Annotated in this window: 21 protein-coding genes and 1 pseudogene; 7 read left to right on the top strand and 15 right to left on the bottom strand. The window is 66.4% G+C overall.

Annotated features, from left to right (window positions below; all coding sequences use genetic code 11):
• The first annotated feature begins 122 nt into the window (after window positions 1-122).
• The 3 genes from nfxB to glyA all read left to right on the top strand — a co-directional run bounded on the left by nfxB (window position 123) and on the right by glyA (window position 6,553).
• Complete coding sequence (nfxB, locus tag FOC67_RS01445) at window positions 123-686, top strand: efflux pump transcriptional repressor NfxB (RefSeq protein WP_009316251.1); 564 nt, start codon at window positions 123-125, stop codon at window positions 684-686.
• 243 nt (window positions 687-929) lie between these two features.
• On the top strand, window positions 930-5,177 hold the full coding sequence (gene morA, locus FOC67_RS01440) for a cyclic di-GMP receptor MorA (protein WP_009316250.1): 4,248 nt from the start codon (window positions 930-932) through the stop codon (window positions 5,175-5,177).
• A 122-nt stretch (window positions 5,178-5,299) separates the two neighbouring features.
• Window positions 5,300-6,553: a serine hydroxymethyltransferase gene (glyA, locus tag FOC67_RS01435; protein WP_003094846.1), complete on the top strand. Its 1,254-nt coding sequence runs from the start codon at window positions 5,300-5,302 to the stop codon at window positions 6,551-6,553.
• 77 nt (window positions 6,554-6,630) lie between these two features.
• Here the strand turns inward: glyA and FOC67_RS01430 are convergent.
• The 5 genes and pseudogenes from FOC67_RS01430 to FOC67_RS01410 all read right to left on the bottom strand — a co-directional run bounded on the left by FOC67_RS01430 (window position 6,631) and on the right by FOC67_RS01410 (window position 11,148).
• A pseudogene (locus tag FOC67_RS01430) lies at window positions 6,631-6,899 on the bottom strand (hypothetical protein).
• A gap of 22 nt (window positions 6,900-6,921) precedes the next feature.
• A complete protein-coding gene (gene yjiA / locus FOC67_RS01425) occupies window positions 6,922-7,926 on the bottom strand; it encodes a GTPase (protein ID WP_009316248.1) in 1,005 nt (334 codons plus the stop codon).
• Between the two features lie 59 nt (window positions 7,927-7,985).
• On the bottom strand, window positions 7,986-8,189 hold the full coding sequence (locus FOC67_RS01420; protein ID WP_003094856.1) for a YbdD/YjiX family protein: 204 nt from the start codon (window positions 8,187-8,189) through the stop codon (window positions 7,986-7,988).
• A 48-nt stretch (window positions 8,190-8,237) separates the two neighbouring features.
• Window positions 8,238-10,304, bottom strand: coding sequence for a carbon starvation CstA family protein (locus FOC67_RS01415; RefSeq protein ID WP_003094859.1), 2,067 nt, complete (start codon window positions 10,302-10,304; stop codon window positions 8,238-8,240).
• A 337-nt stretch (window positions 10,305-10,641) separates the two neighbouring features.
• Window positions 10,642-11,148, bottom strand: a complete 507-nt coding sequence (locus FOC67_RS01410; RefSeq protein WP_003094862.1) for a DUF3015 domain-containing protein — start codon at window positions 11,146-11,148, stop codon at window positions 10,642-10,644.
• A gap of 202 nt (window positions 11,149-11,350) precedes the next feature.
• Here FOC67_RS01410 and mapZ point away from each other — a divergent pair, with 202 nt between their 5' ends.
• Window positions 11,351-11,728: a cyclic di-GMP-binding protein MapZ gene (mapZ, locus tag FOC67_RS01405; RefSeq protein WP_003094864.1), complete on the top strand. Its 378-nt coding sequence runs from the start codon at window positions 11,351-11,353 to the stop codon at window positions 11,726-11,728.
• A 6-nt stretch (window positions 11,729-11,734) separates the two neighbouring features.
• Here mapZ and radA read toward each other — a convergent pair whose 3' ends face one another.
• Entirely contained in the window at window positions 11,735-13,096 is a 1,362-nt protein-coding gene (gene radA, locus FOC67_RS01400; RefSeq protein ID WP_003094867.1) for a DNA repair protein RadA, read from the bottom strand.
• A 109-nt stretch (window positions 13,097-13,205) separates the two neighbouring features.
• On the opposite strand from radA, the gene FOC67_RS01395 reads away from it, so the two are divergent.
• Window positions 13,206-13,640, top strand: a complete 435-nt coding sequence (locus FOC67_RS01395; RefSeq protein ID WP_009316247.1) for a CopD family protein — start codon at window positions 13,206-13,208, stop codon at window positions 13,638-13,640.
• Between the two features lie 61 nt (window positions 13,641-13,701).
• Here the strand turns inward: FOC67_RS01395 and FOC67_RS01390 are convergent, their stop codons facing one another.
• The 4 genes from FOC67_RS01390 to FOC67_RS01375 all read right to left on the bottom strand — a co-directional run bounded on the left by FOC67_RS01390 (window position 13,702) and on the right by FOC67_RS01375 (window position 16,662).
• Window positions 13,702-13,956, bottom strand: a complete 255-nt coding sequence (locus FOC67_RS01390; RefSeq protein ID WP_003094873.1) for a YdcH family protein — start codon at window positions 13,954-13,956, stop codon at window positions 13,702-13,704.
• A 74-nt stretch (window positions 13,957-14,030) separates the two neighbouring features.
• Complete coding sequence (locus FOC67_RS01385; protein ID WP_016562360.1) at window positions 14,031-14,582, bottom strand: ankyrin repeat domain-containing protein; 552 nt, start codon at window positions 14,580-14,582, stop codon at window positions 14,031-14,033.
• Window positions 14,583-14,635: 53 nt separating this feature from the next.
• Window positions 14,636-16,177 (bottom strand): catalase KatB, encoded by a 1,542-nt coding sequence (gene katB / locus FOC67_RS01380; protein ID WP_009316245.1) that lies wholly within the window; start codon window positions 16,175-16,177, stop codon window positions 14,636-14,638.
• Window positions 16,174-16,662, bottom strand: a complete 489-nt coding sequence (locus FOC67_RS01375) for a hypothetical protein (RefSeq protein WP_174490861.1) — start codon at window positions 16,660-16,662, stop codon at window positions 16,174-16,176. The genes katB and FOC67_RS01375 overlap by 4 nt, the downstream gene beginning before the upstream one ends.
• Window positions 16,663-16,704: 42 nt before the next feature.
• Between FOC67_RS01375 and mscL the strand changes: the two genes are divergently transcribed.
• A complete protein-coding gene (mscL, locus tag FOC67_RS01370; RefSeq protein ID WP_003094890.1) occupies window positions 16,705-17,118 on the top strand; it encodes a large-conductance mechanosensitive channel protein MscL in 414 nt (137 codons plus the stop codon).
• A 104-nt stretch (window positions 17,119-17,222) separates the two neighbouring features.
• On the opposite strand, the gene FOC67_RS01365 is transcribed toward mscL, so the two are convergent.
• Together FOC67_RS01365 and FOC67_RS01360 are read right to left on the bottom strand one after the other, a co-directional pair.
• Window positions 17,223-17,999, bottom strand: coding sequence for a ferredoxin--NADP reductase (locus tag FOC67_RS01365; protein ID WP_003110878.1), 777 nt, complete (start codon window positions 17,997-17,999; stop codon window positions 17,223-17,225).
• Between the two features lie 106 nt (window positions 18,000-18,105).
• Complete coding sequence (locus tag FOC67_RS01360; protein WP_003094894.1) at window positions 18,106-19,104, bottom strand: DctP family TRAP transporter solute-binding subunit; 999 nt, start codon at window positions 19,102-19,104, stop codon at window positions 18,106-18,108.
• A 327-nt stretch (window positions 19,105-19,431) separates the two neighbouring features.
• On the opposite strand from FOC67_RS01360, the gene FOC67_RS01355 reads away from it, so the two are divergent.
• Complete coding sequence (locus FOC67_RS01355) at window positions 19,432-20,556, top strand: class I SAM-dependent methyltransferase (RefSeq protein ID WP_003135023.1); 1,125 nt, start codon at window positions 19,432-19,434, stop codon at window positions 20,554-20,556.
• On the opposite strand, the gene FOC67_RS01350 is transcribed toward FOC67_RS01355, so the two are convergent.
• Genes FOC67_RS01350 through FOC67_RS01340 form a run of 3 tightly spaced genes read right to left on the bottom strand, consistent with a single transcriptional unit; the run spans window position 20,557 to window position 23,354 of the window.
• The gene (locus FOC67_RS01350) at window positions 20,557-21,132 is read right to left on the bottom strand and encodes an NTP transferase domain-containing protein (protein WP_009316244.1); all 576 of its coding nucleotides are present in this window, start codon (window positions 21,130-21,132) and stop codon (window positions 20,557-20,559) included.
• Window positions 21,132-22,103: an XdhC family protein gene (locus FOC67_RS01345; RefSeq protein WP_009316243.1), complete on the bottom strand. Its 972-nt coding sequence runs from the start codon at window positions 22,101-22,103 to the stop codon at window positions 21,132-21,134. The genes FOC67_RS01350 and FOC67_RS01345 overlap by 1 nt, the downstream gene beginning before the upstream one ends.
• 3 nt (window positions 22,104-22,106) lie before the next feature.
• Window positions 22,107-23,354, bottom strand: coding sequence for a cytochrome c (locus FOC67_RS01340; protein ID WP_009316242.1), 1,248 nt, complete (start codon window positions 23,352-23,354; stop codon window positions 22,107-22,109).
• Window positions 23,355-23,356 lie beyond the last annotated feature (2 nt).

Genomic DNA, 23,356 nt, shown 5'->3' with positions numbered 1-23,356 from the left:
ACTTTTTAGAGCTAATTGAGTCAATATTGTCTCAAATGATCTTTTGACAGCTAATTCCTTTGGACGCGAGGCCAGTTTTCTGCACAATGCGCACAATCAGAAAAACCAACCGGGACCCATCGATGACCCTGATTTCCCATGACGAGCGACTCATCAAGGCGCTGGCAGTCGCCATCGTCGACCACCCGCGAGCGACGCTGAAGGAACTGGCCGAGGCGGCCGGCGTAAGCAAGGCCACCCTGCACCGCTTCTGCGGCACGCGGGACAACCTGGTGCAGATGCTCGAGGGCCACGGAGAGACCGTACTGAACCAGATCATCCAGGCCTGCGACCTGGAGCATGCCGAGCCTCTGGAGGCGTTGCAGCGCCTGATCAAGGAACACCTCACCCACCGCGAGCTGCTGGTATTCCTGGTATTCCAGTACCGCCCGGACTTCCTCGACCCGCACGGCGAAGGCGCACGCTGGCAGTCCTACCTGGAAGCGCTGGACGCCTTCTTCCTGCGCGGACAGCAGAAAGGCGTGTTTCGCATCGACATCACGGCAGCCGTGTTCACCGAACTGTTCATCACCCTGGTCTACGGCATGGTCGATGCGGAACGTCGCGGACGGGCGGCCAGCTCCAATTCCGCGCATACCCTGGAGCAGATGTTCCTCCACGGCGCCTCCAATCCGGCGCGCTCCTGACCCTCACGCCCGCGGCGGCGCCCCTCTCGTCGCCGCATGGCACGGTCCGATCCGCATGCCGTCGACTTCGGCCGCCCGGAGGCCTGCTCGACACACGGGAAGATCAGTCGTCACGGGCCCTGCGACAAAGTGCCTCGACAGCCGGAAAGGACCGTGACGCTCGTCGGCGATACTGGCACTTGGCCTTGCTTCCGGGCATCCTAACTGTCTACCGAATCACACCTCCCCCAGGAATTCCGGTCAGTGTCGACCCCCTCGCTAACCCCGTCGCCGCCTCCCGCCGGCGACCCACTGACCGTACCCGACCGACCGGCAGCCAAGGCTGGCCTGCTGTTGCTGGTCCTGTTGATGCTCGGCCTGCTGCTCTGGCAGATGAGCCAGGAGCTGCGCCAGCAGGAACGCTTCGAACACGAGCGGGCCGCGGCCCAGCTCGATCGTCTCAACGACCGCCTGTCCCTGACCCTCGAACTCAAGGCGCGCACCGCCCTCGCCCTGCTCCCGGGCATGCCCCCCAGCGAGCGTGGCGAGATCCAGGGCAGGCTGTTGCCGCGCATCAGCGATGCGCTGCCGCAGGTCCGCCAGTTGCAATGGGTGGACAGCGCCCCGCAGACGGGCAGCCCGTCGCCGGAAACGACGCTGCCCGAGCAGTTGCGCCAGCACGCCGGCTCCGGCCTCTACCACTATTGCCTCGACCCGCGCGACGGCGAATCCCTCTACCTGACCCTGCGCGAACCCGGCAGCCGCCGCGACAGCGGCTTCTGGCTGTTGCACCTGGCCAGCGACAGCCTCGCCCAGTGGAGTCCCGACCTGCCCACCGGCAACCTGCTCTGGCGCCTGGAAGACCAATACGCCGGACGGGTGCTCTGGCATACCCCAGGGAGCACGGCGCTGCTCGACGACATGCAGACCCTCGGCGTGGAGCCGCTGCGCAACAGCGACTGGCAGCTTCGCGGGCTCTACGACAGCACGCGAGTGCGGCTCGGCCTGCTGCCGGGAATCGGCGGCGAGCTGGCGATCTTCCTCCTGCTGGTCGGCGTCACCGTGTACATGCTGCTGCGCCTGCACCGCGAGCAGCAAGGCCTGCGCGCCATGACCCTGGCCTCGCAGCGCAGCCTGCGCCAGGCGGCCACGGCACTGGCGGCGATCGACGAGCGGGTGCTGGTGACCCGCGCCGACGGCCGCCTCAGCTACCTCAATCCCCAGGCCGAACGCCTCTTCGGCATCAGTTCGGCCCAGGCCCGCCAGCATCACCTGCTGGGCCTGCTGCCGGACCTCGAGCCAGGCTGGCTGACGGACGCCGGTGGCGACGGCGAGACCCGTAGCGAGCTGCTGCCGCTGCGGGTGCGCGGCGAGCCGCGGACGTTCACCCTCAGCCGCCATCCGCTGGCCAGCTATCCGGCGCTCGCCGACCAGGCCTGGACCCTCCGCGAGCAGATCCTCCAGGGCGGGCAGGTCTGGGTGTTGCGCGACGTCACCGAGGAACAGCACGCCCTCGGCGTCCTGGAGGAAACCCGGCGGCGCTACCAGGACATCTTCGAAGGGGTCGGCGTGGCCCTCTGCGTGCTCGACCTCTCCGCCCTGCGCCAGGCTCTGGTGGAACAAGGCCTGGACAGCTGCGCCGCACTGCGCGCCTGGCTCGCCGGCGAACCCGGGCGGCAGCAGGCGCTGCTGGAGCGGATCCGCATCACCGAGATCAACGATGTCAGTCGCCGCCTGCTGCAGATCGAGTCCACCGAACAGGCCTGGCAGCGCTTGCTCGACCACGGCCCGCTACAACCGGACAGCCTGCGCCTGCAGGTGATCGAGGCGCTCATCGAACGCCGGCCGGTACTCGAACTGGAAGCCACGCTGCGCTGCGGCAAGAGCACGCCGCGGCACCTGTGGTTGCAACTGCGTCTGCCGGAAAACCCCGGCGAATGGCATGCGGTGACCCTCAGCCTGTCCGACGTCACCAGTCGCAAGGAAGTCGAACTGTCGCTGATCGAGCGCGAGAAGTTCTGGTCGGACGCGGTCCAGGCGGTGCCCGATACCCTCTACATCCACGACCTGCACGCGCGCCGGGTGATCTTCAGCAACCATCACCTGGGCCAGCAACTGGGCTACAACCAGGAAGAACTGGCGCGGATGGGCGAGAACTTCTGGGAAACCCTGCTGCACCCCGACGACCAGGAATACTACTGGCGCATCCGCAACTTGCAGCACGTGGTCGGCGACGGCCTGCTGCTCGACAGCCAGCTGCGCTGGCGCCACCGCGACGGCCGCTGGCACTGGTTCGACATCCGCGAGCAGGCCTTCAGCCGCGACCGCAGCGGTCGCGTGGCGCGCCTGATCGGCGTGGCCAAGGACATCACCTTCACCGTCGAGGCGAACAACGCGCTGCGCGAGAACGGCCGACGCTACCGCATGCTGGCGGAAAACATCAGCGACGTGATCTTCTCCACCGACGCCGAACTCAACGCCAGCTACGTCAGCCCCTCGGTACAGCACGTGTTCGGCTACAGCCCGGAATGGGCGCTGCTCAATGGCCTCCACCAGACCGCCACCAACCCGCGCCAGCTCGGCCGCCTGAACGGCCTGCTGCGCCGCGTGCGGCACGCCATCGGCGACCGCCAGAAGCTCGCCGAACTGCGGGAAAACCCTGGCCAGCATCTGTTCGCCCTCGACTGCCTGCGCGCCGACGGACGCAAGATTCCCATCGAACTGCGGATCGTCCTGATGTGGGACGAGCACGACCGCTTCGAAGGCCTGCTCGGCATCGCCCGCGACATCAGCCAGCAGCGCCGCGCCGAACGCGAGCTGCGGATGGCGGCGACGGTATTCGAACACTCCACGGCGGCGATCATGGTCACCGACCCGGCCGGCTACATCGTCCAGGTCAACGATTCCTTCTCGCGCCTGACCGGCTACAGCCCGGCCGACGTGCTCGACCAGCAGCCGCGCCTGCTCACCGCCGACCGCCAGGAAGCCAACCAGCTCAAGCACGTGCTCGCCAGCCTGCAGCACAGCGGCAGCTGGGAAGGCGAGATCCTGCAGAAGCGCAAGACCGGCGAACTCTATCCGTCCTGGGTCGGCATCACCGCGGTGCGCGACGAGGAAGGCGACCTGGTCAGCTTCGTCTGCTTCTTCAGCGACATCAGCGAGCGCAAGGCCAGCGAGCGGCGCATCCACCGCCTGGCCTACTACGACGCCCTCACCCACCTGCCCAACCGCACGCTGTTCCAGGACCGTCTGCATACCGCCCTGCAGCAGGCCGAACGCAACGGCCAGTGGGTGGTGCTGATGTTCCTCGACCTCGACCGCTTCAAGCCGATCAACGACTCCCTCGGCCACGCCGCCGGCGACCGCATGCTGCAGGAAGTGGCGACCCGCCTGAGCGCCTGCGTCAGCCAGGACGATACCGTGGCGCGCATGGGTGGCGACGAATTCACCCTGCTGCTGCCTTCCCAGGGCGACCGCGAGATCGCCCTGAAGCGGGCGATCCAGGTCGCCGAGCTGATCCTCGGCCGTCTGGCCCGGCCGTTCACCCTGGAAGGCCGTGAATTCTTCGTCACCGCCAGCATCGGCGTGGCCTTGTCGCCCCAGGACGGCGCCGAACTGAGCCTGCTGATGAAGAACGCCGACACGGCGATGTACCACGCCAAGGAGATGGGCAAGAACAACTTCCAGTTCTACCAGGCCGAGATGAACGCCCGCGCCCTGGAGCGCCTGGAACTGGAAAGCGACCTGCGCCGCGCCCTGGAACTGGGCGAGTTCGTCCTCCACTACCAGCCGCAGTTCACCGGCGACGGCCGCCGCCTGACCGGGGCCGAGGCCTTGTTGCGCTGGCTGCATCCCCGTCGCGGACTGGTCCCGCCGAGCGAATTCATTCCGGTGCTCGAAGAGATCGGCCTGGTCGCCCAGGTCGGCGACTGGCTGCTGGCCGAAGCCTGCAAGCAACTGCGCACCTGGCACAAGGCCAAGGTGCGGGTGCCGAAGGTCTCGGTGAACCTCTCGGCGCGGCAATTCGCCGATGGCCAGTTGGGCGAGCGGATCGCCGCGATCCTCTACGAGACAGGCATCCCGCCGGCCTGCCTGGAGCTGGAACTGACCGAAAGCATCCTGATGAGCGACGTCGCCGAGGCCATGCAGATCCTCTCCGGGCTCAAGCGCCTCGGCCTGGCCATCGCGGTGGACGACTTCGGCACCGGCTACTCGTCGCTGAACTACCTCAAGCAGTTCCCCATCGACGTGCTGAAGATCGACCGCAGCTTCGTCGACGGCCTGCCCCACGGCGAACAGGACGCGCAGATCGCCCGGGCGATCATTGCCATGGCCCACAGCCTGAACCTGATGGTGATCGCCGAGGGCGTGGAGAGCCAGGCCCAGCTGGATTTCCTCCGCGAGCACGGCTGCGACGAGGTGCAAGGCTACCTGTTTGGCCGGCCGATGCCCGCCGAGCAGTTCGGCATGCTCTACGCCAGCGACGTGCTGTTCATGTTCAACGAGGGCTGAGTCGCCGTGCGGCGCGCTTGAGCGCCGCTTGTCCGCGACATGATGGCCTTTCATGTGCCAGCACCCGCCGCATGGGTTAGAATGCGCGCCTTTTCCCAGCACCGATCCTTATGAGGACCGCCATGTTCAGCCGTGATTTGACCCTCGCCCGCTACGATGCCGAACTCTTTGCCGCGATGGAGCAGGAAGCCCAGCGCCAGGAAGAGCACATCGAGCTGATCGCCTCCGAGAACTACACCAGCCCGGCGGTGATGGAAGCCCAGGGTTCGGTGCTGACCAACAAGTACGCCGAAGGTTATCCGCACAAGCGCTACTACGGCGGCTGCGAGTACGTCGACATCGTCGAGCAACTGGCCATCGACCGCGCCAAGCAACTGTTCGGCGCCGATTACGCCAACGTCCAGCCGCACGCCGGCTCCCAGGCCAACGCCGCGGTCTACCTGGCCCTGCTGTCGGCCGGCGACACCATCCTCGGCATGAGCCTGGCCCATGGCGGCCACCTGACCCACGGCGCCAGCGTCTCCTCCTCCGGCAAGCTGTACAACGCCGTGCAGTACGGCATCGACGCCAATGGCCTGATCGACTACGACGAAGTCGAGCGCCTGGCCGTGGAGCACAAGCCGAAGATGATCGTCGCCGGCTTCTCCGCCTATTCCCAGGTCCTCGATTTCGCCCGCTTCCGCGCCATCGCCGACAAGGTCGGCGCCTACCTGTTCGTCGACATGGCCCACGTCGCCGGCCTGGTCGCCGCTGGCGTCTACCCGAACCCGGTGCCGTTCGCCGACGTGGTCACCACCACCACCCACAAGACCCTGCGCGGTCCGCGCGGTGGCCTGATCCTGGCGCGCGCCAACGAGGAGATCGAGAAGAAGCTCAACTCCGCGGTATTCCCCGGCGCCCAGGGCGGTCCGCTGGAGCACGTGATCGCGGCCAAGGCGGTGTGCTTCAAGGAAGCCCTGCAGCCGGAGTTCAAGACCTACCAGCAGCAGGTCCTGAAGAACGCCCAGAGCATGGCCCAGGTCTTCCTCGACCGCGGTTTCGACGTGGTTTCCGGCGGCACCCAGAACCACCTGTTCCTGCTCTCCCTGATCAAGCAGGACATCACCGGCAAAGACGCCGACGCCGCCCTCGGCCGCGCGTTCATCACCGTGAACAAGAACTCGGTCCCGAACGACCCGCGCTCGCCGTTCGTCACCTCCGGCCTGCGCATCGGTACCCCGGCCGTGACCACCCGCGGCTTCAAGGAAGCCGAGTGCCGCGAGCTGGCCGGCTGGATCTGCGACATCCTCGAGAACATGGGCGACGAGTCCGTGGTCGACGGCGTACGCGAGAAGGTCAAGGCGATCTGCGCCAAGTTCCCGGTCTACGGCAACTAAGCGACAAGGCAAGACGAAAGAGCCCGGCAAATGCCGGGCTTTTTCATTTCCTCCGAGAGAGGAGGCGCCGGGTAGCGTTATCGCCGGTCCTCGACATGGATCACCGCCAAGGCCTCGGCATCCTCGCCCCGCCGGGAGCGGCCGAGCATGCCGACGAGCAGTTCGCCGGCGTGCTGCCCCGTACCGCTCCCCACTCGGCCAGCAATGCCCGCGCCTGGGCCGTGAGGTCCGGCTCCGGCTGCGTGAGGATCACGCAAGTGCCCTGGGCGAACAGCACCCAGGATTTGTCCGCGCCACGGATGCACTCCCGCCAGGCGCCGATCAATGCGTTCCTGTCCATTTCCACGCTCCTTTGGCGTCGATGCGCCTCAGCGGCCTTCGACGATGCGTTCGAAGCCCTCGCGGATACTGTCCTCCGGCAGGTTGTCGCCGATGAACACGATCACGCTCTCGCGCGCCTCGTCGTCCCGCCACTCGCTATCCCAGTCGAAGCCGTAGAGTCGCAGCACGCCCTGGAACACCAGGCGACGCGGCTCGTCGGCGATGTTCAGCACGCCCTTGTAGCGCAGCAGGGAATTGCCATGCCACTGCAACAGGTCGTCCATGAACTCGCTCAGTCTTTCGAGATCGAGCGGCGTGTCGCTGCGCAGTACCAGGGTGCCGATGCGATCACGGCTGTCCTTGGCTGCCACCGCTCGCAGCGGGCGCAGGCCGATGCCCGGACCGAGGTCGGCGTTGAGGTTGAAGCCACGTACGTCGAGCAGGTGCGCCAGGTCGATGCGACCGTGCTCGACCACATGCACCAGCGCCCTCCGGTTGATCCGTTGCAGGCGCTGGCCCAGGGCCTCGAAGGTGGCGGCGTCGACCAGGTCGGTCTTGCTCACCAGGATGCGGTCGGCGAAGCCGACCTGGGCCTGGGCGATGGTTTCCTGCAGGTGACGCTCGGCGTTGGCGGCGTCCACCAGGGTGATGATGCCGTCCAGCACGTAGCGCTGGCAGAGTTCCTCGTCGGCGAAGAAGGTCTGCGCCACCGGCGCCGGATCGGCCAGGCCGGTGCACTCGATCACCAGGCGGTCGAAGTCGATCTCGCCGTTGTCGCGGCGCTCCAGCAGGAGGAACAGGGCCTTTTCCAGGTCGGTGTTGATCGAGCAGCAGACGCAGCCGTTGGACAGCGTCATCACCTGTACCGGCTCGACGCCGAGCAACTGGCCGTCGATCGGCGTCTCGCTGTACTCGTTCTCGATCACCGCGATCTTCATGCCGTGCTCGGCCTGCAGCAGGTACTTGAGCAGGGTGGTCTTGCCGGCGCCGAGGAAGCCGGTGAGCACGGTGACGGGGATCGGGGCGTGGTTGTCGTTGGCTACGTCGGACATGCGCAACTTCCAGAAAAGACGCGGGCCACGTCAGACGTGGCCCGCGGAAGGATGGGGATTCAGCAGCAGCGGATCGGCCGACCCTTGCCGCCACCGTAGCGCGCCTCCTGGCGCTCGCGGAAGAACTCCTCGTAGGTCATCACCGGCTTGTCCGGGTGCTTGTTGCGCATGTGCTCGACGTAAGTGTCGTAGTCGGGCATGCCGACCAGCATCCGGGCGGCCTGGCCCAGGTATTTGCCCATGCGGCTGAGGTCGTTGAACATGGCGAGTTCCTCGTTAAGGCTCCCCGGCGAACCGGGGAGCGCGGCCGGTCAGGCGTCGGGAATGGGCTCGAACGGGGTTTCCTTGTCGGTCCGCTCGCTCTTGCCCCAGGCCGCGATGCCGACCTTGATGGCGTAGAACAGTACGCTGAACACCACCAGCAGGAACAGCACGGTCAGACCGGCGTTGATGTAGGCGTTCAGCACCACGTGCTGCATCTGGCCGATATCCTTGGCCGGCGCCAGCACCTGGCCAGCATCCAGCGCGGTGGCGTACTTCTCGCCAAGGGCGACGAAGCCGACCGCCGGGTTGCTGTCGAAGATCTTGATCAGGCCCGCGGTGGTGGTGCAGATCAGCAGCCAGGCCGCCGGCAGGATGGTGACCCAGACATACTGCTGGCGCTTCATCTTGATCAGGACCACGGTGGCGAGCATCAGCGCGATGCCGGCGAGCATCTGGTTGGAAATGCCGAACAGCGGCCACAGGGTATTGATCCCGCCGAGCGGGTCGACCACGCCCTGGTACAGCAACCAGCCCCACAGCGCCACGCAGCCGCCGGTGCCGATGATGTTGGCGGTCCACGACTCGGTCTTCTTCAGCGCCGGCACGAAGTTGCCCAACAGGTCCTGCAGCATGAAGCGCCCGGCACGGGTGCCGGCGTCCACCGCGGTGAGGATGAACAAGGCCTCGAAGAGGATCGCGAAGTGGTACCAGAAGGCCATGGTGTTCTCGCCCGGCAGCACCTGGTGGAGGATGTGCGCGATCCCCACCGCCAGGGTCGGCGCGCCGCCGGCACGGGCCAGGATGGTGGTCTCGCCGATGTCCTGGGCGGTCTGGGTGAGTTGCTCCGGCGTGATGGCGAAGCCCCAGCTGCTGACGGTCGCGGCCACCGCGTTGACGTCGGCGCCGACCACCGCCGGCGGGCTGTTCATGGCGAAGTAGATGCCCGGCTCGATCACCGAGGCGGCGACCATCGCCATGATCGCCACGAAGGACTCCATCAGCATGCCGCCGTAGCCGATGTAGCGGGCGTCGGGCTCGCGGTTGAGCAGCTTCGGCGTGGTCCCCGAGGAGATCAGCGCGTGGAAGCCGGACACCGCGCCGCAGGCGATGGTGATGAACAGGAACGGGAACAGGCTGCCTTTCCAGACCGGGCCGGTGCCGTCGGTGAACTGGGTCAGGGCCGGCATCTTCAGTTCCGGCATGACGATCAGGATGCCGATCGCCAGGCCGATGATGGTGCCGATCTTGAGGAAGGTCGACAGGTAGTCGCGCGGCGCCAGCAGCAGCCACACCGGCAGTACCGAGGCGACGGCGCCGTAGCCGATCAGCATCCAGGTGATCTGGATTCCACTGAAGGTGAAATGCGGCGCCCATTCCGGACTGGCCGCGACCTGCCCGCCGAGCCAGATCGAACCGAGCAGGAGGAACACCCCGATGATCGAGATCTCGCCGATCCGGCCGGGGCGGATGAAGCGCATGTAGACGCCCATGAACAGCGCGATGGGAATGGTCGCGAGGACGGTGAACATGCCCCAGGGGCTGTCGGCCAGAGCCTTCACCACGATCAGCGCGAGCACCGCGAGGATGATGATCATGATCAGGAAGGCGCCGAACAGCGCGATGGTCCCGGCCACCTGGCCCATTTCCTCCCGCACCAGCTCGCCCAGCGAGCGGCCGTTGCGGCGGCTGGAGATGAACAGAACCATGAAGTCCTGCACCGCGCCGGCGAGGACTACGCCGGCGATCAGCCAGAGGGTGCCGGGCAGGTAGCCCATCTGCGCGGCAAGGACCGGACCGACCAGCGGACCGGCGCCGGCGATGGCGGCGAAGTGGTGGCCGAAGAGGATGTGCTTGTTGGTCGGGACGTAGTCCAGGCCATCGTTGTTGAGTACCGCGGGAGTGGCGCGGTTGGGGTCCAGTTGCATCACCTTGCTGGCGATGAACAGGCTGTAGTAACGGTAGGCAACCAGGTAGATGGCCACCGCCGCCACCACGATCCACAAGGCGTTGATCGCTTCGCCACGACGCAGGGCGACGACGCCCAGGGCCGCGGCGCCCACGATCGCCACCACCAGCCAGGCGAGGTGACGTAGCAGGCTATTGTTATTGTTCATAGTGTTTGGCTTCCGACAGATGGAGGGCGCAGTTCTGCAGCGAAAATTCTAGCCGCGAACCGACCAGGGGTCATACGACCTTAGTCTAGAGCGGTTACCGCACGATGGCGGTAGGCGCAATGTCGCAGGAATCCGCCGGAAAAGTCCATGGCCGACAACGGCCGGCCAGGCGAAAACACTTCGGCGCGGCCTTGCCCTCTCCGTAGGAAGCGCCCTGGGAAAACGCCGTATGCCCAAGCCGCTCGTCTGCCGTGGCAACGGAGGCGGCAACCTCCGGCGGGCAGGCCGCGCACACGAAAAAGCCCGCCGTAGCGGGCTCTTTCCTGGGCCTGAAATCTCAGGCCGGTTGCTTGGCGTAGCGCGCCAGGGTGCCGTCGCGACTCATCACCGCCAGGGTGTTGCTCAGGACCTGCTCGCCCGTCGCATCCTTGCTCGCGAATATCTCGCCGAAATGCTGCTGGGTGACCTGGGCGAAGTGCGCCCGGTCCTTGGCTTCCACGCCGAGCAGCACGGCATAGGCGTCGAGCGCTTCGCCCTGGCCCTTGGCCATGTCCTCGGCGATGTTGTCGAGCATCCCGTTCATGGCGAAGATCGAGCGGCCGCCGTAGCCCAGGCGAGCATTGGTGTTGCAACCGTTGGTCCCGGAGGTCATGCCGAAGGTGGCGTTGCCCGAGGTACCGTTGGTGGTGGTGGCCAGCAGGTGCGGGAACAGGCCGCGCTGGCCCTCGAACACCATGTTGCCCCAACCACAGCCATTACCGCCTGCCGCGTCGGCGTGTGCCGTCATGCTGCCCAGGCTCAGCAGCCCCAGAACCAACCCCTTGCTCAAAAGTCGCTTGTCCATGTCTGCGCTCCGCAGTTGTATTTTGGAGAAAAACGCTTTAGCAGCTTTGGCGAGACTTGACGAACTGTCAAACTCGGACACATGCCGCCGATCCAGCCGCACAGGCGAGGACGGACGGCACCGCCGATCGAATTCCGCCACTTCCCCGCCGGCATGGCTTGGCTATAGTGGTATCCAGCAGCGCGCACCGAGGGATCGCGACATGAGTGACCAGCACGACGAACGTCGACGTTTCCACCGGATCGCCTTCGACGCCGACAGCGAGATCCTCCAGGGCGAACGGCGCTGGGAGGTCTTGCTCCACGACGTCTCCCTGCACGGCATCCTGGTCGGCCAGCCGCAGGACTGGAACGGCGACCCGCAACGGCCCTTCGAGGCCCGCCTGTACCTGGGCCTGGATGTACTGATCCGCATGGAGATCAGCCTGGCCTGGGCTCGCGACGGCCTGCTCGGCTTCGAATGCCAGCACATCGACCTCGACTCCATCAGCCACCTGCGCCGCCTGGTGGAACTGAACCTGGGCGACGAGGAACTCCTCGAGCGCGAGCTGGCCCTGCTGGTCAGCGCCCACGACGACTGAGGCGGGTCACTCGAAGAGGGCGTCCAGGGCCTGCTCGAGGCGCGTCACGGCGATCACCTGCAATCCCGCCGGCGCCTCCTTCGGCGCGTTGCCGAGGGGTACGATGGCACGCTTGAAACCATGCTTGCCGGCTTCCTTCAGGCGCTCCTGGCCGCTCGGCACCGGACGCACCTCGCCGGACAGCCCGACCTCGCCGAACACCAGCAGGTCGTGCGGCAGCGGGCGGTTGCGCAGGCTGGACATCACCGCCGCCATCAACGCCAGGTCGGAGGCGGTTTCCAGCACCTTGACCCCACCCACCACGTTGAGGAACACGTCCTGGTCGTAGGTCGGGATCCCGCCGTGCCGGTGCAGCACCGCCAGCAGCATCGCCAGGCGGTTCTGGTCGAGGCCCAGGGTCACCCGCCGCGGATTCGCCAGGTGACTGGTGTCGACCAGCGCCTGGACCTCCACCAGCATCGGCCGCGAGCCTTCCCAGGTGGCCATCACCACGCTGCCGGGCACCGCTTCCTGGGCCCGCGTGAGGAAGATCGCCGAAGGGTTGCTCACTTCCTTCAGGCCTTTGTCGGTCATGCCGAACACTCCCAGTTCGTTGACCGCGCCGAAGCGGTTCTTCACTGCCCGCAGCAGGCGCAGGCGGCCGTCTGACTCGCCTTCGAAATACAGTACGGTGTCGACCATGTGTTCGAGCACCCGCGGGCCGGCCAGGGCGCCTTCCTTGGTCACGTGGCCGACCAGGAAGATCGCCGTGCCGCTCTGCTTGGCATAGCGCACCAGCATCGCGGCGCTCTCGCGGACCTGGGCGACGCCGCCCGGCGCCGATTGCAACTGCTCGGTGAAGATGGTCTGGATCGAGTCGATCACCATCACCCGCGGCTGCTCCTGGCGCGCGGTGGCGATGATGGTCTCGATGCTGGTCTCGGTCATCACCTTGAGCTTGTCTTCCGGCAACGACAGGCGCCGCGCGCGCATCGCCACCTGCTGCTGGGATTCCTCGCCGGTGACGTACAGCGCCGGGACGCGGCTGGCCAGGTTGCAAAGGGTCTGCAGGAGAATGGTCGACTTGCCGATGCCGGGATCGCCGCCGATCAGCACCACCGAACCGTCCACCAGGCCGCCGCCGAGAACCCGGTCCAGTTCGGTGGAACCGGTCGTGAAGCGCGGCATCTCCTCGACGCTGACCTCCGCCAGGGTCTTCAGGTTGGCCTGCTGGCCGGCCCAGCCGCCGCGCCCGGAGCCGCTCGGCGCGGCCTCGACGACGGTCTCCACCAGGGTGTTCCAGGCCCCGCAATCCGCACACTGGCCGGCCCATTTCGGGAAGGTCGCGCCACACTCGGTGCAGCCGTACATGCGCTTGGCCTTGGCCATGGGAACTCCTCTCGCGGGCAAAGCGCAGATGATAGCCGCTGGCTTGATTCCGATCAGCCTCGATCGACCGCGCTTCGCGCGACACTGATGGCCGGACAAGGAGACTTCCATGCGCACACTGCTGTTCCTGCACCTGCTGGGTGCCGCGATCTGGGTCGGCGGCCACCTGGTCCTGGCCCTCGGCATCCTCCCCCGCGCCCTGCGCCGCCGCGATCCCCAGGCGATCCGCGCCTTCGAGCAGGTCTACGAGCGGATCGGCATCCCCGCCCTGCTGCTGCAGGTGGTCAGCGGCCTGTGGCTGGCCAGCCTGTGGCTGCCGTTCGACCACTGGTTCGGCGCCACGCCGGTGGCCCGTGCCCTGCAGCTCAAGCTGCTGCTCCTGGCGGCGACCGCCGCCCTGGGCGTGCATGCGCGCCTGCGCCTGATCCCGAACCTGGACGCCGAGAGCCTGCCGAAGCTGGGCTGGCACATCGCCGCGATCACCCTGGTGGGCCTGTGTTTCGTCGCGGTCGGACAGAGTTTCCGTTTCGGCGGCGCCTTCTGAGCATGCCCACATGAAAGAGGGCGCCGGAGGCGCCCTCTTTCATACCGTTGTCGTGAATGAATCAATGGCCTTTTCCGTTGGCCTTCCTCAGCCTCTCGGCGATTTCGTCCTTGAGTTGCACCCGTTGCTGCTTCAACCCCTGCAGCGCCAGGTCGTCGAGGGGTTCGCGACCGCCCTCGACCTCGTAGATGCGCTTGTCGAGGCTCTCATAGTCCGTCGCCAGGCGAGTGAAGTGGGCGTCGTTGCCATGAAGTTGCTTCAGTTCGGCATGAAAATCCGGAAACTCCCGGGAAAGCGGATGTTGCTCGAGCGGCATGACGGACCTCCTCTGACGTTGTATACGACACCTCCAGACTAGCCCAGCAGGCCTCCTCCGAACATTGCCCCCGATCACTTCGCCGCCGCAGTGCCGTTCAGTTCGCCGCGTCGCAGGCTTTCCACGCTGTTGCCCAGCGCATCGCGGGCGCCAAGGTCGGCACCGCGCGCCGACAGCGCCTGGAGCAGCTCCTCGCGCTTGAACAGCGCCGCGTACATGGCCGCGGTCTGCCCTGCGCCGTTGCGCTGGTCGGGGCTGCATTGCGCGCCGATCAGGCGCCGGGCGATGCGGACCTCGCCCTTGAAGATGGCGCCCATCAGGGCGGTGTTGCCGCGCGCATCCTGGACGCAGGGGTCGGCACCGGCCTCCAGCAATTGTTCCACCGCTCCGCCATGGCCGTGGTAGGCGGCCAGGATCAGCGCGGTATAGCCCTTGGCATCCTGCACATCGAGGTCGAAGCCGGCCTCGACGAATTCCTTCAGCATGGCCTGGTCACCGCGTCGGGCGGCATCGAAGAAGTAGTCGCGCAACCGCGCTTCGACCTCGACCCCATGCACCTCGCCACCCTGCGCGGCCAGCGCCGCGAGCAGCAAGCCTGCCAGAATCCAACCTCGCATCGTCGTCATCTCCCGCCAAACCGATAGAGGAAGGGCGGCCTGGATGGCCGCCCCGGTTGCGATCAATCCTGGAGCTTCGCCGCCAGTTGCCGGACGCGCTGCAGATCGGCCCCAGCCACCTTGGCCAGGCCCGTACCGTAGTCGCTGTCAGCCTTGTAGAAGTAGGAAAGCATGATGTACTTGCTCTCGTCGTCGGTGATCGCCAACGCCCCGCCGAGACTGGCGATCAGGTCGGCCTGGTCCTTCTTGCCGTAGGAGCGGAACAGCTCGCCGGTCTGCTTGAAGTTCTGCTCGCGCTGGATCTTCGCCTGCTGGGTGGTGCCGCTCAGCGGGGTCCGCACGTAGCGGGCGCTGGCCTGCTCCTCGCGCGGATCGAGCCGGCTCGGCTGGTAGTTCACCCCGCTGGTACTGTGTCCGGCGTTCAGCGCGCCGTCCTGGTTGACGGTATTGACCTCGCTGCGCGGGCGGTTGACCGGCAGGCCCAGGCCGTTGGCGCCGACCCGGTACATCTGGGTGTCGGCGTAGGCGAACAGCCGTCCCTGGAGCAGGCGATCCTCGGAGGGCTCGATGCCCGGCACCAGGTTCGACGGCGCCATGGCGACCTGTTCGGTTTCCTGGAAGAAGTTGTCGACGTTGCGGTTCAGCACCATCTGGCCGATCTTGCGCTCGGGAATGCCCGGCCAGATCTTGGTCGCGTCCAGCGGATCGAAGTCGAATTTCGCCAGGTCCTCGGGCTTGAGCACCTGGATGTACAGGTCCCATTTCGGGAAGTCGCCCTTCCGGATCGCGCTCACCAGGTCATTGGTCATGTGGCTGTAGTCGCGACCCTGGACTTCCGCCACCTGTTTCGGATCGAGGTTCTTCTGGCCCTGCAGGCTCTTCCAGTGGAACTTCACGTAGTGCACTTCGCCCCTGGCGTTGACCAGCTTGTAGGCATGCACGCTGTTGCCGTCCATTTCCCGGTAGCTGGCCGGGGTGCCCTCGTTGGAATACAGCAGGGTCAGGGTGCGGGTCGCCTCCGGCACGTGGGAGAAGAAATCGAAGCGTCGCGAGTCGTCGTCGAGGTTGCTGCGCGGGTCCGGCTTGAAGGCATGGACCATGTCCGGGAACTTGATCGCATCGCGGATGAAGAAGGTCGGGAAGTTGTTGCCCACCAGGTCCCAATTGCCGTCGGCGGTATAGAACTTGGTGGCGAAACCGCGCGGATCGCGCAGGGTTTCCGGGGAGTGGTTGCCGTGCACCACCGCGGAGAAGCGCACGAATACCGGGGTCTTCTCGCCTTTGCGGAAGACCTTGGCCATGCTCAGGTCGCTGATATCGGCACTGGCGACGAACTCGCCATGGGCGCCGGTGCCGCGGGCATGCACCACGCGTTCGGGAATACGCTCGCGGTCGAAACGTTGCAGCTTCTGCAGCAGTTGCACGTCCTGCAGCAGCACCGAACCGTTGGGCCCGGCGGTCTGCGAGTTCTGGTTGTCGCCCACTGGCGCACCGTTGTCACGGGTCAGGGTCGCGGCCTGCACGGACAGCGACAGGAGGCTGACGGTCAGGCTTGCCGCCACCAGCAGGCGGCCGGGACGGAAGGCGTTCAGGGAAGGGTTCATGGAAGAGCTCCTAATGGCTTGTCAGGCGTCTTGTTGCGCCCGACCAAGGTAAGGAGCGCCGCCGGCGACGCTAAATTGAAAAACCTCACCGCGCCGATTAGGAATATCAATGCGCCCATGAATCGCAAAAAGAAATAAAAAAGACCGCCAGCCGAAGAACGCCCGCGCTGGTGCACCAGGTACTCCCAGTCCGCTCGCCGGTAAACGAGTTCACCTTCGTTATTTGCCTGCGAAGTTAGGTCGGAGAACCTCGCCACTCCAACTTCAACTTCCGGCATCTGCATGGCGCAGTTCCAAGTTGCCGAAGTTGCTTTGTCTTCTTTCTTGGCGAATTCCTGAAAATCGACATGAGTGTAATGTTTTTCCTCTAAACTTCGTTTCTCCCCACAAGACCCGACGCAAACGTATGCCTTGCGAATTTTCGCGTTGCCGGGGGGAACCAAAACACCAATCTTCCAGCCTGAGCAACTTGCCGAAGGCTGCATTAGACTGCCTTTACCTATTAGCGAAATACAGGGAGTGAACCCATGGGTCTTCTGAGTGAATTCAAAGCCTTTGCCGTCAAGGGCAATGTCGTGGATATGGCTGTCGGTATCATCATCGGCGCGGCCTTCGGCAAGATCGTCTCGTCCTTCGTGGGCGATGTGATCATGCCGCCGATCGGACTGCTGATCGGCGGAGTCGACTTCTCCGACCTGGCGATAACGTTGAAGGCCGCCGAAGGCGACGTGCCGGCGGTGGTGCTGGCCTATGGCAAGTTCATTCAGACCATACTCGACTTCGTCATCGTGGCCTTCGCCATCTTCATGGGGGTCAAGGCGATCAACCGCCTCAAGCGCGAAGAAGCCGTCGCGCCGTCCGAACCGCCAGTGCCGAGTGCCGAGGAAACCCTGCTGACCGAGATCCGCGATCTGCTGAAAGCCCAGCAGAACAAGTCGTGATCGCGTCGGCGGAACAATGAAAAAGGGCCCGAACGGGCCCTTTTTCATTGCCGGACAACAGGCCGGGCGGCGGCGCTATCCGCCGCTACTGCGCGGGCACGCACCTACCAGTAGTTCTCCACCGCCACCTGCCCCGGGCGCCGGGTCAGACTGAGGTTCATGCCGCGAGCCTTCAGCACGGCGCGGGTGTCCTCGATCATCTGCGGGTTGCCGCAGAGCATCACCCGCGAATGCTCCGGGGTCAGTTCCAGGTCGGCGGCACGCTCCAGATCGCCGTTCTCGATCAGCGTGGTGATACGTCCGTTCAGGCAACCGGGTACCTGCTCGCGGGTCACCACCGGGATGAACTGCAGCTTGTGGGCATGCTCGGCCAGGTATTCGCGCTCGGCGAGGCCGGCGATCAGCTCGCGGTAGGCCAGCTCCTTGCTCTCGCGCACGCTGTAGACCAGCTTGATGCTTTCGAAGCGCTCCCAGACCTCGAAGTCCTGCAGGATCGAGACGAACGGCGCCACACCGGTACCGGTGGCCAGCAGCCAAAGGTCACGACCATCCACGAAGCGGTCGAGGGTGAGGAAGCCGAAGGCCTGGCGATCGACCAGCAACTGGTCGCCCTCGCGCAGGCGGCTGAGTTCGCTGGTGAACTCGCCGTCCGGGACGACGATGGAAAAGAAGTCGAGGAATTCGTCATGAGGCGCCGAAACCATCGAGTAGGCGCGCCAGACGATGCTGCCGCTGGGCTTGTACACGCCGAGCCGGGCGAATTGCCCGGCGCGGAACCGGAATCCCGCGTCGCGGCTGGTACGCAGGGTGAACAGGTTGGGAGTCAGAGGCTGCACGTCGAGCAGCGTCTGGCGGGTGAATTTCTCTTCGCTGGCGGTCATGGTCCGCTCCGGATACCGATACTCCCCTAGTGTCCCGCAAAGCACCCGGCAGAAACACCCGCAAGGCTTGTGGCTATCCCCGCTGACGGGGATAGCCAGCGGCCGATCAGCGCTTGCGGTTGACCACCTGGGCCGCACGCAGCACGTCGCTGCCGATCTGCGCCTCGTAGTTCTTCCACAGCGGCTTCATGGCGTTGCGCCAAGCCTCGTGCTCTTCCGCGCTGAGGCTGACCAGGCGGCTCTTGCCGGCGGCCAGCAGGTGCTCGCGCTCCTTCTGGTTGAGCGCTTCGGCTTCCTTGTTCACCACCAGGGTGACCTCGTCGACGATGCTCTCCAGTTCGGTGCGGGTCTGGTAGGGGATGCTGGTCCAGAATGCCGAGCTGGTGATCAGCATGTAGCTGAGCGCGCCGTGATTGGTCTCGGTGATGTACGGCTGCACGCTGTCGATCTTCTGTCCGGCGAGGTTCGACCAGGTGTTCTCGGTGCCCTGCACGCTGCCGGCCTGCATGGCCTTGAGGGTCTCGGCGTAGGACAACTGCTTGGCGGTGGCGCCGAGCATGGCGAACTGCGCTTCCAGCACCGACGACGGCTGGATACGGAAGACCAGGCCCTTGGCATCGTCCGGCCGGTGCAGCTCGCGAGTGGCGGAAAGCTGCTTCATGCCGTTGTTCCAGTAGGCCAGGCCATAGATACCGTGCTTGGCCATGGAGCGCAGCAGTTCGCGGCTCTTGTCGCGCTTCTGGAAACGCTTCAGGGCCTCCAGGTCATCGAACAGGAACGGCAGGTCGAATACCTGGAGTTGCTTGGTATAGGGCTCGAACTTGGACAGTGAGGTGGCCAGCATCTGCACCTTGTTGGCGCGCAGGGCCTCGATCTCGTCGGCGTCGCCGAACAGCGTCGAGTTGGGGTAGACCTCGACCTTGACCTTGCCCGGCAGACGCTCCTCGGCAAGCTTCTTGAACAACAGCGCCCCCTTGCCCTTGGGCGTGTCGTCGGAGACCACATGGGAGAACTTGATCACGATCGGGCCGGCGTCCTCGGCATGGGCGACGGCGGAAACGGCGAACAGTGCGGCGAGCGCCACACCGACAAACGGCTTGAACATCGATGTACCTGTGCGATGGCAACGACGAGCCCCGCGACGGCTCGCACGGGTCTCGTTCGGAAAACGGGTTGGGTGACGGTCGCCGCTCGAAGTGGCGAAGGCGCCCGTCCAGGCGCTACCGGGTCATGACAGGCGCTATCGAAGCCCTAGCCCGGTTATTATTGGCGTGCCCGGCTGGATGACTCGTCGGTAAGGAAACGACTAACCAGAGCCGGGTAAAGAATTTTTCGGCATATCCGTGTGCCGCACAAGCTGGAGAACTCCAACCAGCTCTCAGTTTCGACAGATTGTTAATTGACGAGCGGGATTCGCCCCGCCGGGAACCCGATGCCTCTATTCGCCACCCCCTTCGCCCAGCTCGATCTGGTCCGCCAGCCCGAGCAGGACGGCGAGCCCCTCCAGGCGTTCGACGCCGCCGACGAATACCTGCTCAACCAGTTGCACGAACGGGGCGTGACGGCGCAATGCCGGGTGCTGGTCCTCAACGACGCCTTCGGCGCCCTCGCCGCGAGCCTGGCGCCGCACGTCCAGGTCACCAGCAGCGGCGATTCGCACCTGGGCTTCCTTGCCCTGCGCAAGAACCTCGCGCGCAACGGCCTCGACCTGGGCTCGGTGCGCTTCGTCCCGGCCAGCGAAACCGCCGTGGGGCCCTTCGATCACGTGTTGGTCAAGGTGCCGAAGACCCTCGCGTTGCTGGAGGAGCAACTGATCCGCCTGCACGGCCAACTGGCACCGGGCGCGCAGGTCGTCGCCGCGGGGATGGTCAAGCACTTGCCACGCGCCGCCGGCGACCTGCTGGAACGCTACATCGGCCCGATGCACGCTTCGCTGGCGGTGAAGAAGGCCCGCCTGCTGATCGCCGAGGCAGCGGAGCGCCCGCAACCGCGCTCGCCCTATCCGACCCGCTATCACCTGGAGCAGCCGCCGCTGACGCTGCTCAACCACGCCAACGTATTCTGCCGAGAAGGTCTCGACATCGGCACCCGCGCCTTCCTCCCGCACCTGCCGCGCAGCCTCGGCGCGCTACGCGCCGCCGACCTGGGCTGCGGCAACGGGGTGCTCGGCATCGCCTACGCGCTGCTCAACCCGCAGGCCGAGCTGACCCTGGTGGATGAGTCGTACATGGCCGTGCAGTCGGCACGGGAAAACTGGCAAGCAGCGCTGGGCGAGCGGCCGGCGACGTTCCGCGCCGACGATGGCCTGGCCGGCCAGGCGGCGGGCTCGCTGGACCTGGTCCTGTGCAACCCGCCGTTCCACCAGCAGCAGGTGGTCGGCGACTTCCTCGCCTGGCGCATGTTTCTCCAGGCTCGCGATGCCCTGGCGGCGGGCGGCGAACTGTGGATCGTCGGCAACCGCCACCTGGGCTACCACGCCAAGCTCAAGCGGCTGTTCCGCGGGGTCGAGCAGGTCGCGGCGAATCCGAAGTTCGTGATCCTGAAAGCGGGAAAATAGTCAGCCGAGCGCCGCCGGGGTGTCCACGTCGCGGAGTACGCCCGGATCGTCGCACGGTACCTCGCGCCAGGCCGGACGATGGGCCAGCAGCACGCGGCGCGCGCCCTGGTCGCCGTCCAGTTGCGCAAGCGCGTCCCAGAAAGCGCGGCCGAACAGCACCGGATGACCGCGCTGGCCGTCGTACAGGGGAAACACGATGGCTTCGGGAGTGGCCATCGCGGCCAGACGCTCGAGGGTATCGGCGGCGATCCAGGGCATGTCGCCGAGCAGGACGGCGATGGCCCGGGCCGGGCTGTTCCTCGCCGCCGCGACGCCGGCGGCCAGGCTGTGGCCCATGCCCGACGAGGCGTCGAGGCTGTGGACAAGCCGCTGTTGCGCCGGCAGGCCCAGGCTCGCCGGGGTCTCTCCGGCACGCACCACCACCCGCACCTCGGCGAACGCCTCGCGCGCCCGCGCCACGCTGGCCGCCAGCAGGGTCGTGCCATCAGCCAGCCGCGCCAGGCGCTTGTCGCTGCCGAAGCGGCGCCCCTGCCCGGCCGCCAGGACCAGGCACAGCACCTCGTCGGCGGCGACCATCAGAGCCGCTCGCGGGGAATGCCGTTGCGGATGCGAAGAATGTCCGCCAGCACCGCCAGGGCGATTTCCGCCGGCGTCTTGCTCCCCAGGTTGAGGCCGATCGGCGCGTGGATCCGCGCGAGTTCGGCGTCGCCCAGGCCGCCGATGCGCCGCAGGCGCTCGAAGCGTTTCTCCGAGGTCGCCCACGATCCCATCACGCCGATATAGAAGGCTTCGGTACGCACCGCCTCGAGCATCGCCAGGTCGTCGATCTTCGGATCGTGGGTCAACGCCACCACCGCCGTATCGGCGTGGCAACCGCCGTCGGCGATGAACAGCGAGGGCAGCTCGCGACGGATCTCGATGCCCTCCAGCAGCACGCCGCGCAAGGCTTCTTCGCGCGGGTCGCAGAGGATCACCTCGAAGCCCAGGCCCTTGCCGAACTCGGCGCAGGCATGGGCGACGCTGGAATAGCCGGCCAGCAACAGGCGCTGGGCGGCACCGACGCGCAGGCGCACGCGCTCGCCGTCGCGTTCCGCCCGTGGGCCGTGGCTGGAATCGTCGCGCAGGCTGCGCGCGCCGCTGCCCAGCTCGACCTCGCGGAGCAGGCGGCGCTGGCCGAGCAACGCCGACTCCAGCTCGCGCAGATGGGCCTGGACGTCGCAGTCCGGCGCCAGGTTTTCCACCAGTACGTCGAGGATGCCGCCGCAGGGCAGGCGCACGTTCGAGTTCGGGTCGTCACCCTCGCCGTAGCGCACGATCACCGCGGGATCGGGGAAACCGCCGGCGGCGACCCGTTCGAGGAAATCATCCTCGACGCAGCCGCCGGACAGCGAGCCGATCCAGTGGCCGTTGGCGTTCACCGCCAGCAGCGATCCCGGCGCACGGGGCGCCGAGCCGTAGGTCGTGAGCACGGTACAGAACCACACCCGTTCGCCGCCCACGGACCACTTCAGCGCCTGGCGGACCACCTGTAGATCGAGGTGTTGCACGATTCACTTCACCTTGACGGTATGCACCGAAGCGCTCTCCGTCTTCAATTGCGCGACCTGTTGGGGACCGAGGTCACCGGGCAATCCGCCCCAGGTCTGGCGCAGGTAGTTGAGCAGGTCCGTGAGTTGCTCGTCGTCGAGTTTCCCGGCGAAACCGGGCATCGGTTGCATGCGTTCGAAGCCGGTGAACTGCTGTTCGACGATGCCGTCTTCGATCACTCGCAACAGATTACGCGGGTCTTGCAGGCGCAGGGTAGTGTTGCCGTTCATCGCCACCGCGATATGCGGCTTGCCCTCGCCTTCGCCGCCGTGGCAGCCGGCGCAGACGTTGAGGTACTGCTGGCGACCGCGCTTGCCGCTGTCGTTCAGCTGCGCCTCGGGTAGCGCCTGGACCACCTTGGCCGGCGGCGGCTGGTCGCCGAGCAGGTAGGTGGCCATGGCCGCCAGGTCGCCGTCGTCGAGGTGCTGGGTGCTGTGGTGCACCACCGGGAACATCTCGTTGAACATGCTGCCCTGGGCGCTCATGCCGTGCTTGAGGAAGCTCGCCAGGTCCGGCTGGGTCCAACCGCGCGCGGCAAGGTCGCCGGGCAGCAGGCTGGGCGCCAGGTAGCCGTTGAGCAGGCCGCCGCTCAGGCGCTTGTCCTGCTCCAGGGCGCCGGCCAGGTTGCGCGGGGTATGGCACTCGCCGCAGTGGCCGAGCACCTCGACCATGTACTGCCCGCGTTTCCAGGCCTCGCTGCGCCCTTCCTCCGGCTGCAAGCGCACGCTCTTGCCGTAGAGCAGGTTCCAGCCGGCCAGGCCCATGCGCACGTTGAACGGGAAGCTCAGGCTGGTCTGCGGCGCCGGCCGGGCGATCGGTTCCTGGGCCATCAGGTAGGCGTAGATGGCGTCGGCATCCTCGCGCTCGATCAGGTGATAGGAGGTGTAGGGCATCGCCGGATAGAGGTAGGCGCCGTCCTTGCGCTTGCCCTCGGTAAGGGCGGCGAAGAACTCGTCGGCGCTGTAGGCGCCGATGCCGTGTTCCTTGTCCGGGGTGATGTTGGTGCCGTAGATGGTGCCGAACGGCGACTGGATCGGCAGTCCGCCGGCGAACGGCGCGCCGCCCTCGGCGGTATGGCAGGCCATGCAGTCGGCGGCGCGGGCGAGGTATTCGCCGCGCTTGATCAGCGCCGCGTCGGCGCCGGCGGCGGAGGCCAGGAACGGCGACAGCGCGGCCAGCGCCAGGGCGAGGCCGGAAAGGGTGCGCTTCATCC

Origin of the sequence: Pseudomonas sp. FDAARGOS_761 (genome assembly GCF_013343155.1) — a bacterium.
GTDB lineage: Bacteria > Pseudomonadota > Gammaproteobacteria > Pseudomonadales > Pseudomonadaceae > Pseudomonas > Pseudomonas aeruginosa.
This window is presented reverse-complemented; position numbering and strand designations above follow the sequence as displayed.

What these genes read in the sequence shown, in the direction of transcription:
- nfxB (WP_009316251.1), top strand. Translation starts at nt 123, where the DNA reads ATGACCCTGATTTCCCATGACGAGCGACTCATCAAGGCGCTGGCAGTC.
- glyA (WP_003094846.1), top strand. Translation starts at nt 5,300, where the DNA reads ATGTTCAGCCGTGATTTGACCCTCGCCCGCTACGATGCCGAACTCTTT.
- yjiA (WP_009316248.1), bottom strand. Translation starts at nt 7,926, where the DNA reads ATGTCCGACGTAGCCAACGACAACCACGCCCCGATCCCCGTCACCGTG.
- FOC67_RS01420 (WP_003094856.1), bottom strand. Translation starts at nt 8,189, where the DNA reads ATGTTCAACGACCTCAGCCGCATGGGCAAATACCTGGGCCAGGCCGCC.
- FOC67_RS01415 (WP_003094859.1), bottom strand. Translation starts at nt 10,304, where the DNA reads ATGAACAATAACAATAGCCTGCTACGTCACCTCGCCTGGCTGGTGGTG.
- FOC67_RS01410 (WP_003094862.1), bottom strand. Translation starts at nt 11,148, where the DNA reads ATGGACAAGCGACTTTTGAGCAAGGGGTTGGTTCTGGGGCTGCTGAGC.
- mapZ (WP_003094864.1), top strand. Translation starts at nt 11,351, where the DNA reads ATGAGTGACCAGCACGACGAACGTCGACGTTTCCACCGGATCGCCTTC.
- radA (WP_003094867.1), bottom strand. Translation starts at nt 13,096, where the DNA reads ATGGCCAAGGCCAAGCGCATGTACGGCTGCACCGAGTGTGGCGCGACC.
- FOC67_RS01395 (WP_009316247.1), top strand. Translation starts at nt 13,206, where the DNA reads ATGCGCACACTGCTGTTCCTGCACCTGCTGGGTGCCGCGATCTGGGTC.
- FOC67_RS01390 (WP_003094873.1), bottom strand. Translation starts at nt 13,956, where the DNA reads ATGCCGCTCGAGCAACATCCGCTTTCCCGGGAGTTTCCGGATTTTCAT.
- FOC67_RS01385 (WP_016562360.1), bottom strand. Translation starts at nt 14,582, where the DNA reads ATGACGACGATGCGAGGTTGGATTCTGGCAGGCTTGCTGCTCGCGGCG.
- katB (WP_009316245.1), bottom strand. Translation starts at nt 16,177, where the DNA reads ATGAACCCTTCCCTGAACGCCTTCCGTCCCGGCCGCCTGCTGGTGGCG.
- FOC67_RS01375 (WP_174490861.1), bottom strand. Translation starts at nt 16,662, where the DNA reads ATGCAGCCTTCGGCAAGTTGCTCAGGCTGGAAGATTGGTGTTTTGGTT.
- mscL (WP_003094890.1), top strand. Translation starts at nt 16,705, where the DNA reads ATGGGTCTTCTGAGTGAATTCAAAGCCTTTGCCGTCAAGGGCAATGTC.
- FOC67_RS01365 (WP_003110878.1), bottom strand. Translation starts at nt 17,999, where the DNA reads ATGACCGCCAGCGAAGAGAAATTCACCCGCCAGACGCTGCTCGACGTG.
- FOC67_RS01360 (WP_003094894.1), bottom strand. Translation starts at nt 19,104, where the DNA reads ATGTTCAAGCCGTTTGTCGGTGTGGCGCTCGCCGCACTGTTCGCCGTT.
- FOC67_RS01355 (WP_003135023.1), top strand. Translation starts at nt 19,432, where the DNA reads ATGCCTCTATTCGCCACCCCCTTCGCCCAGCTCGATCTGGTCCGCCAG.
- FOC67_RS01350 (WP_009316244.1), bottom strand. Translation starts at nt 21,132, where the DNA reads ATGGTCGCCGCCGACGAGGTGCTGTGCCTGGTCCTGGCGGCCGGGCAG.
- FOC67_RS01340 (WP_009316242.1), bottom strand. Translation starts at nt 23,354, where the DNA reads ATGAAGCGCACCCTTTCCGGCCTCGCCCTGGCGCTGGCCGCGCTGTCG.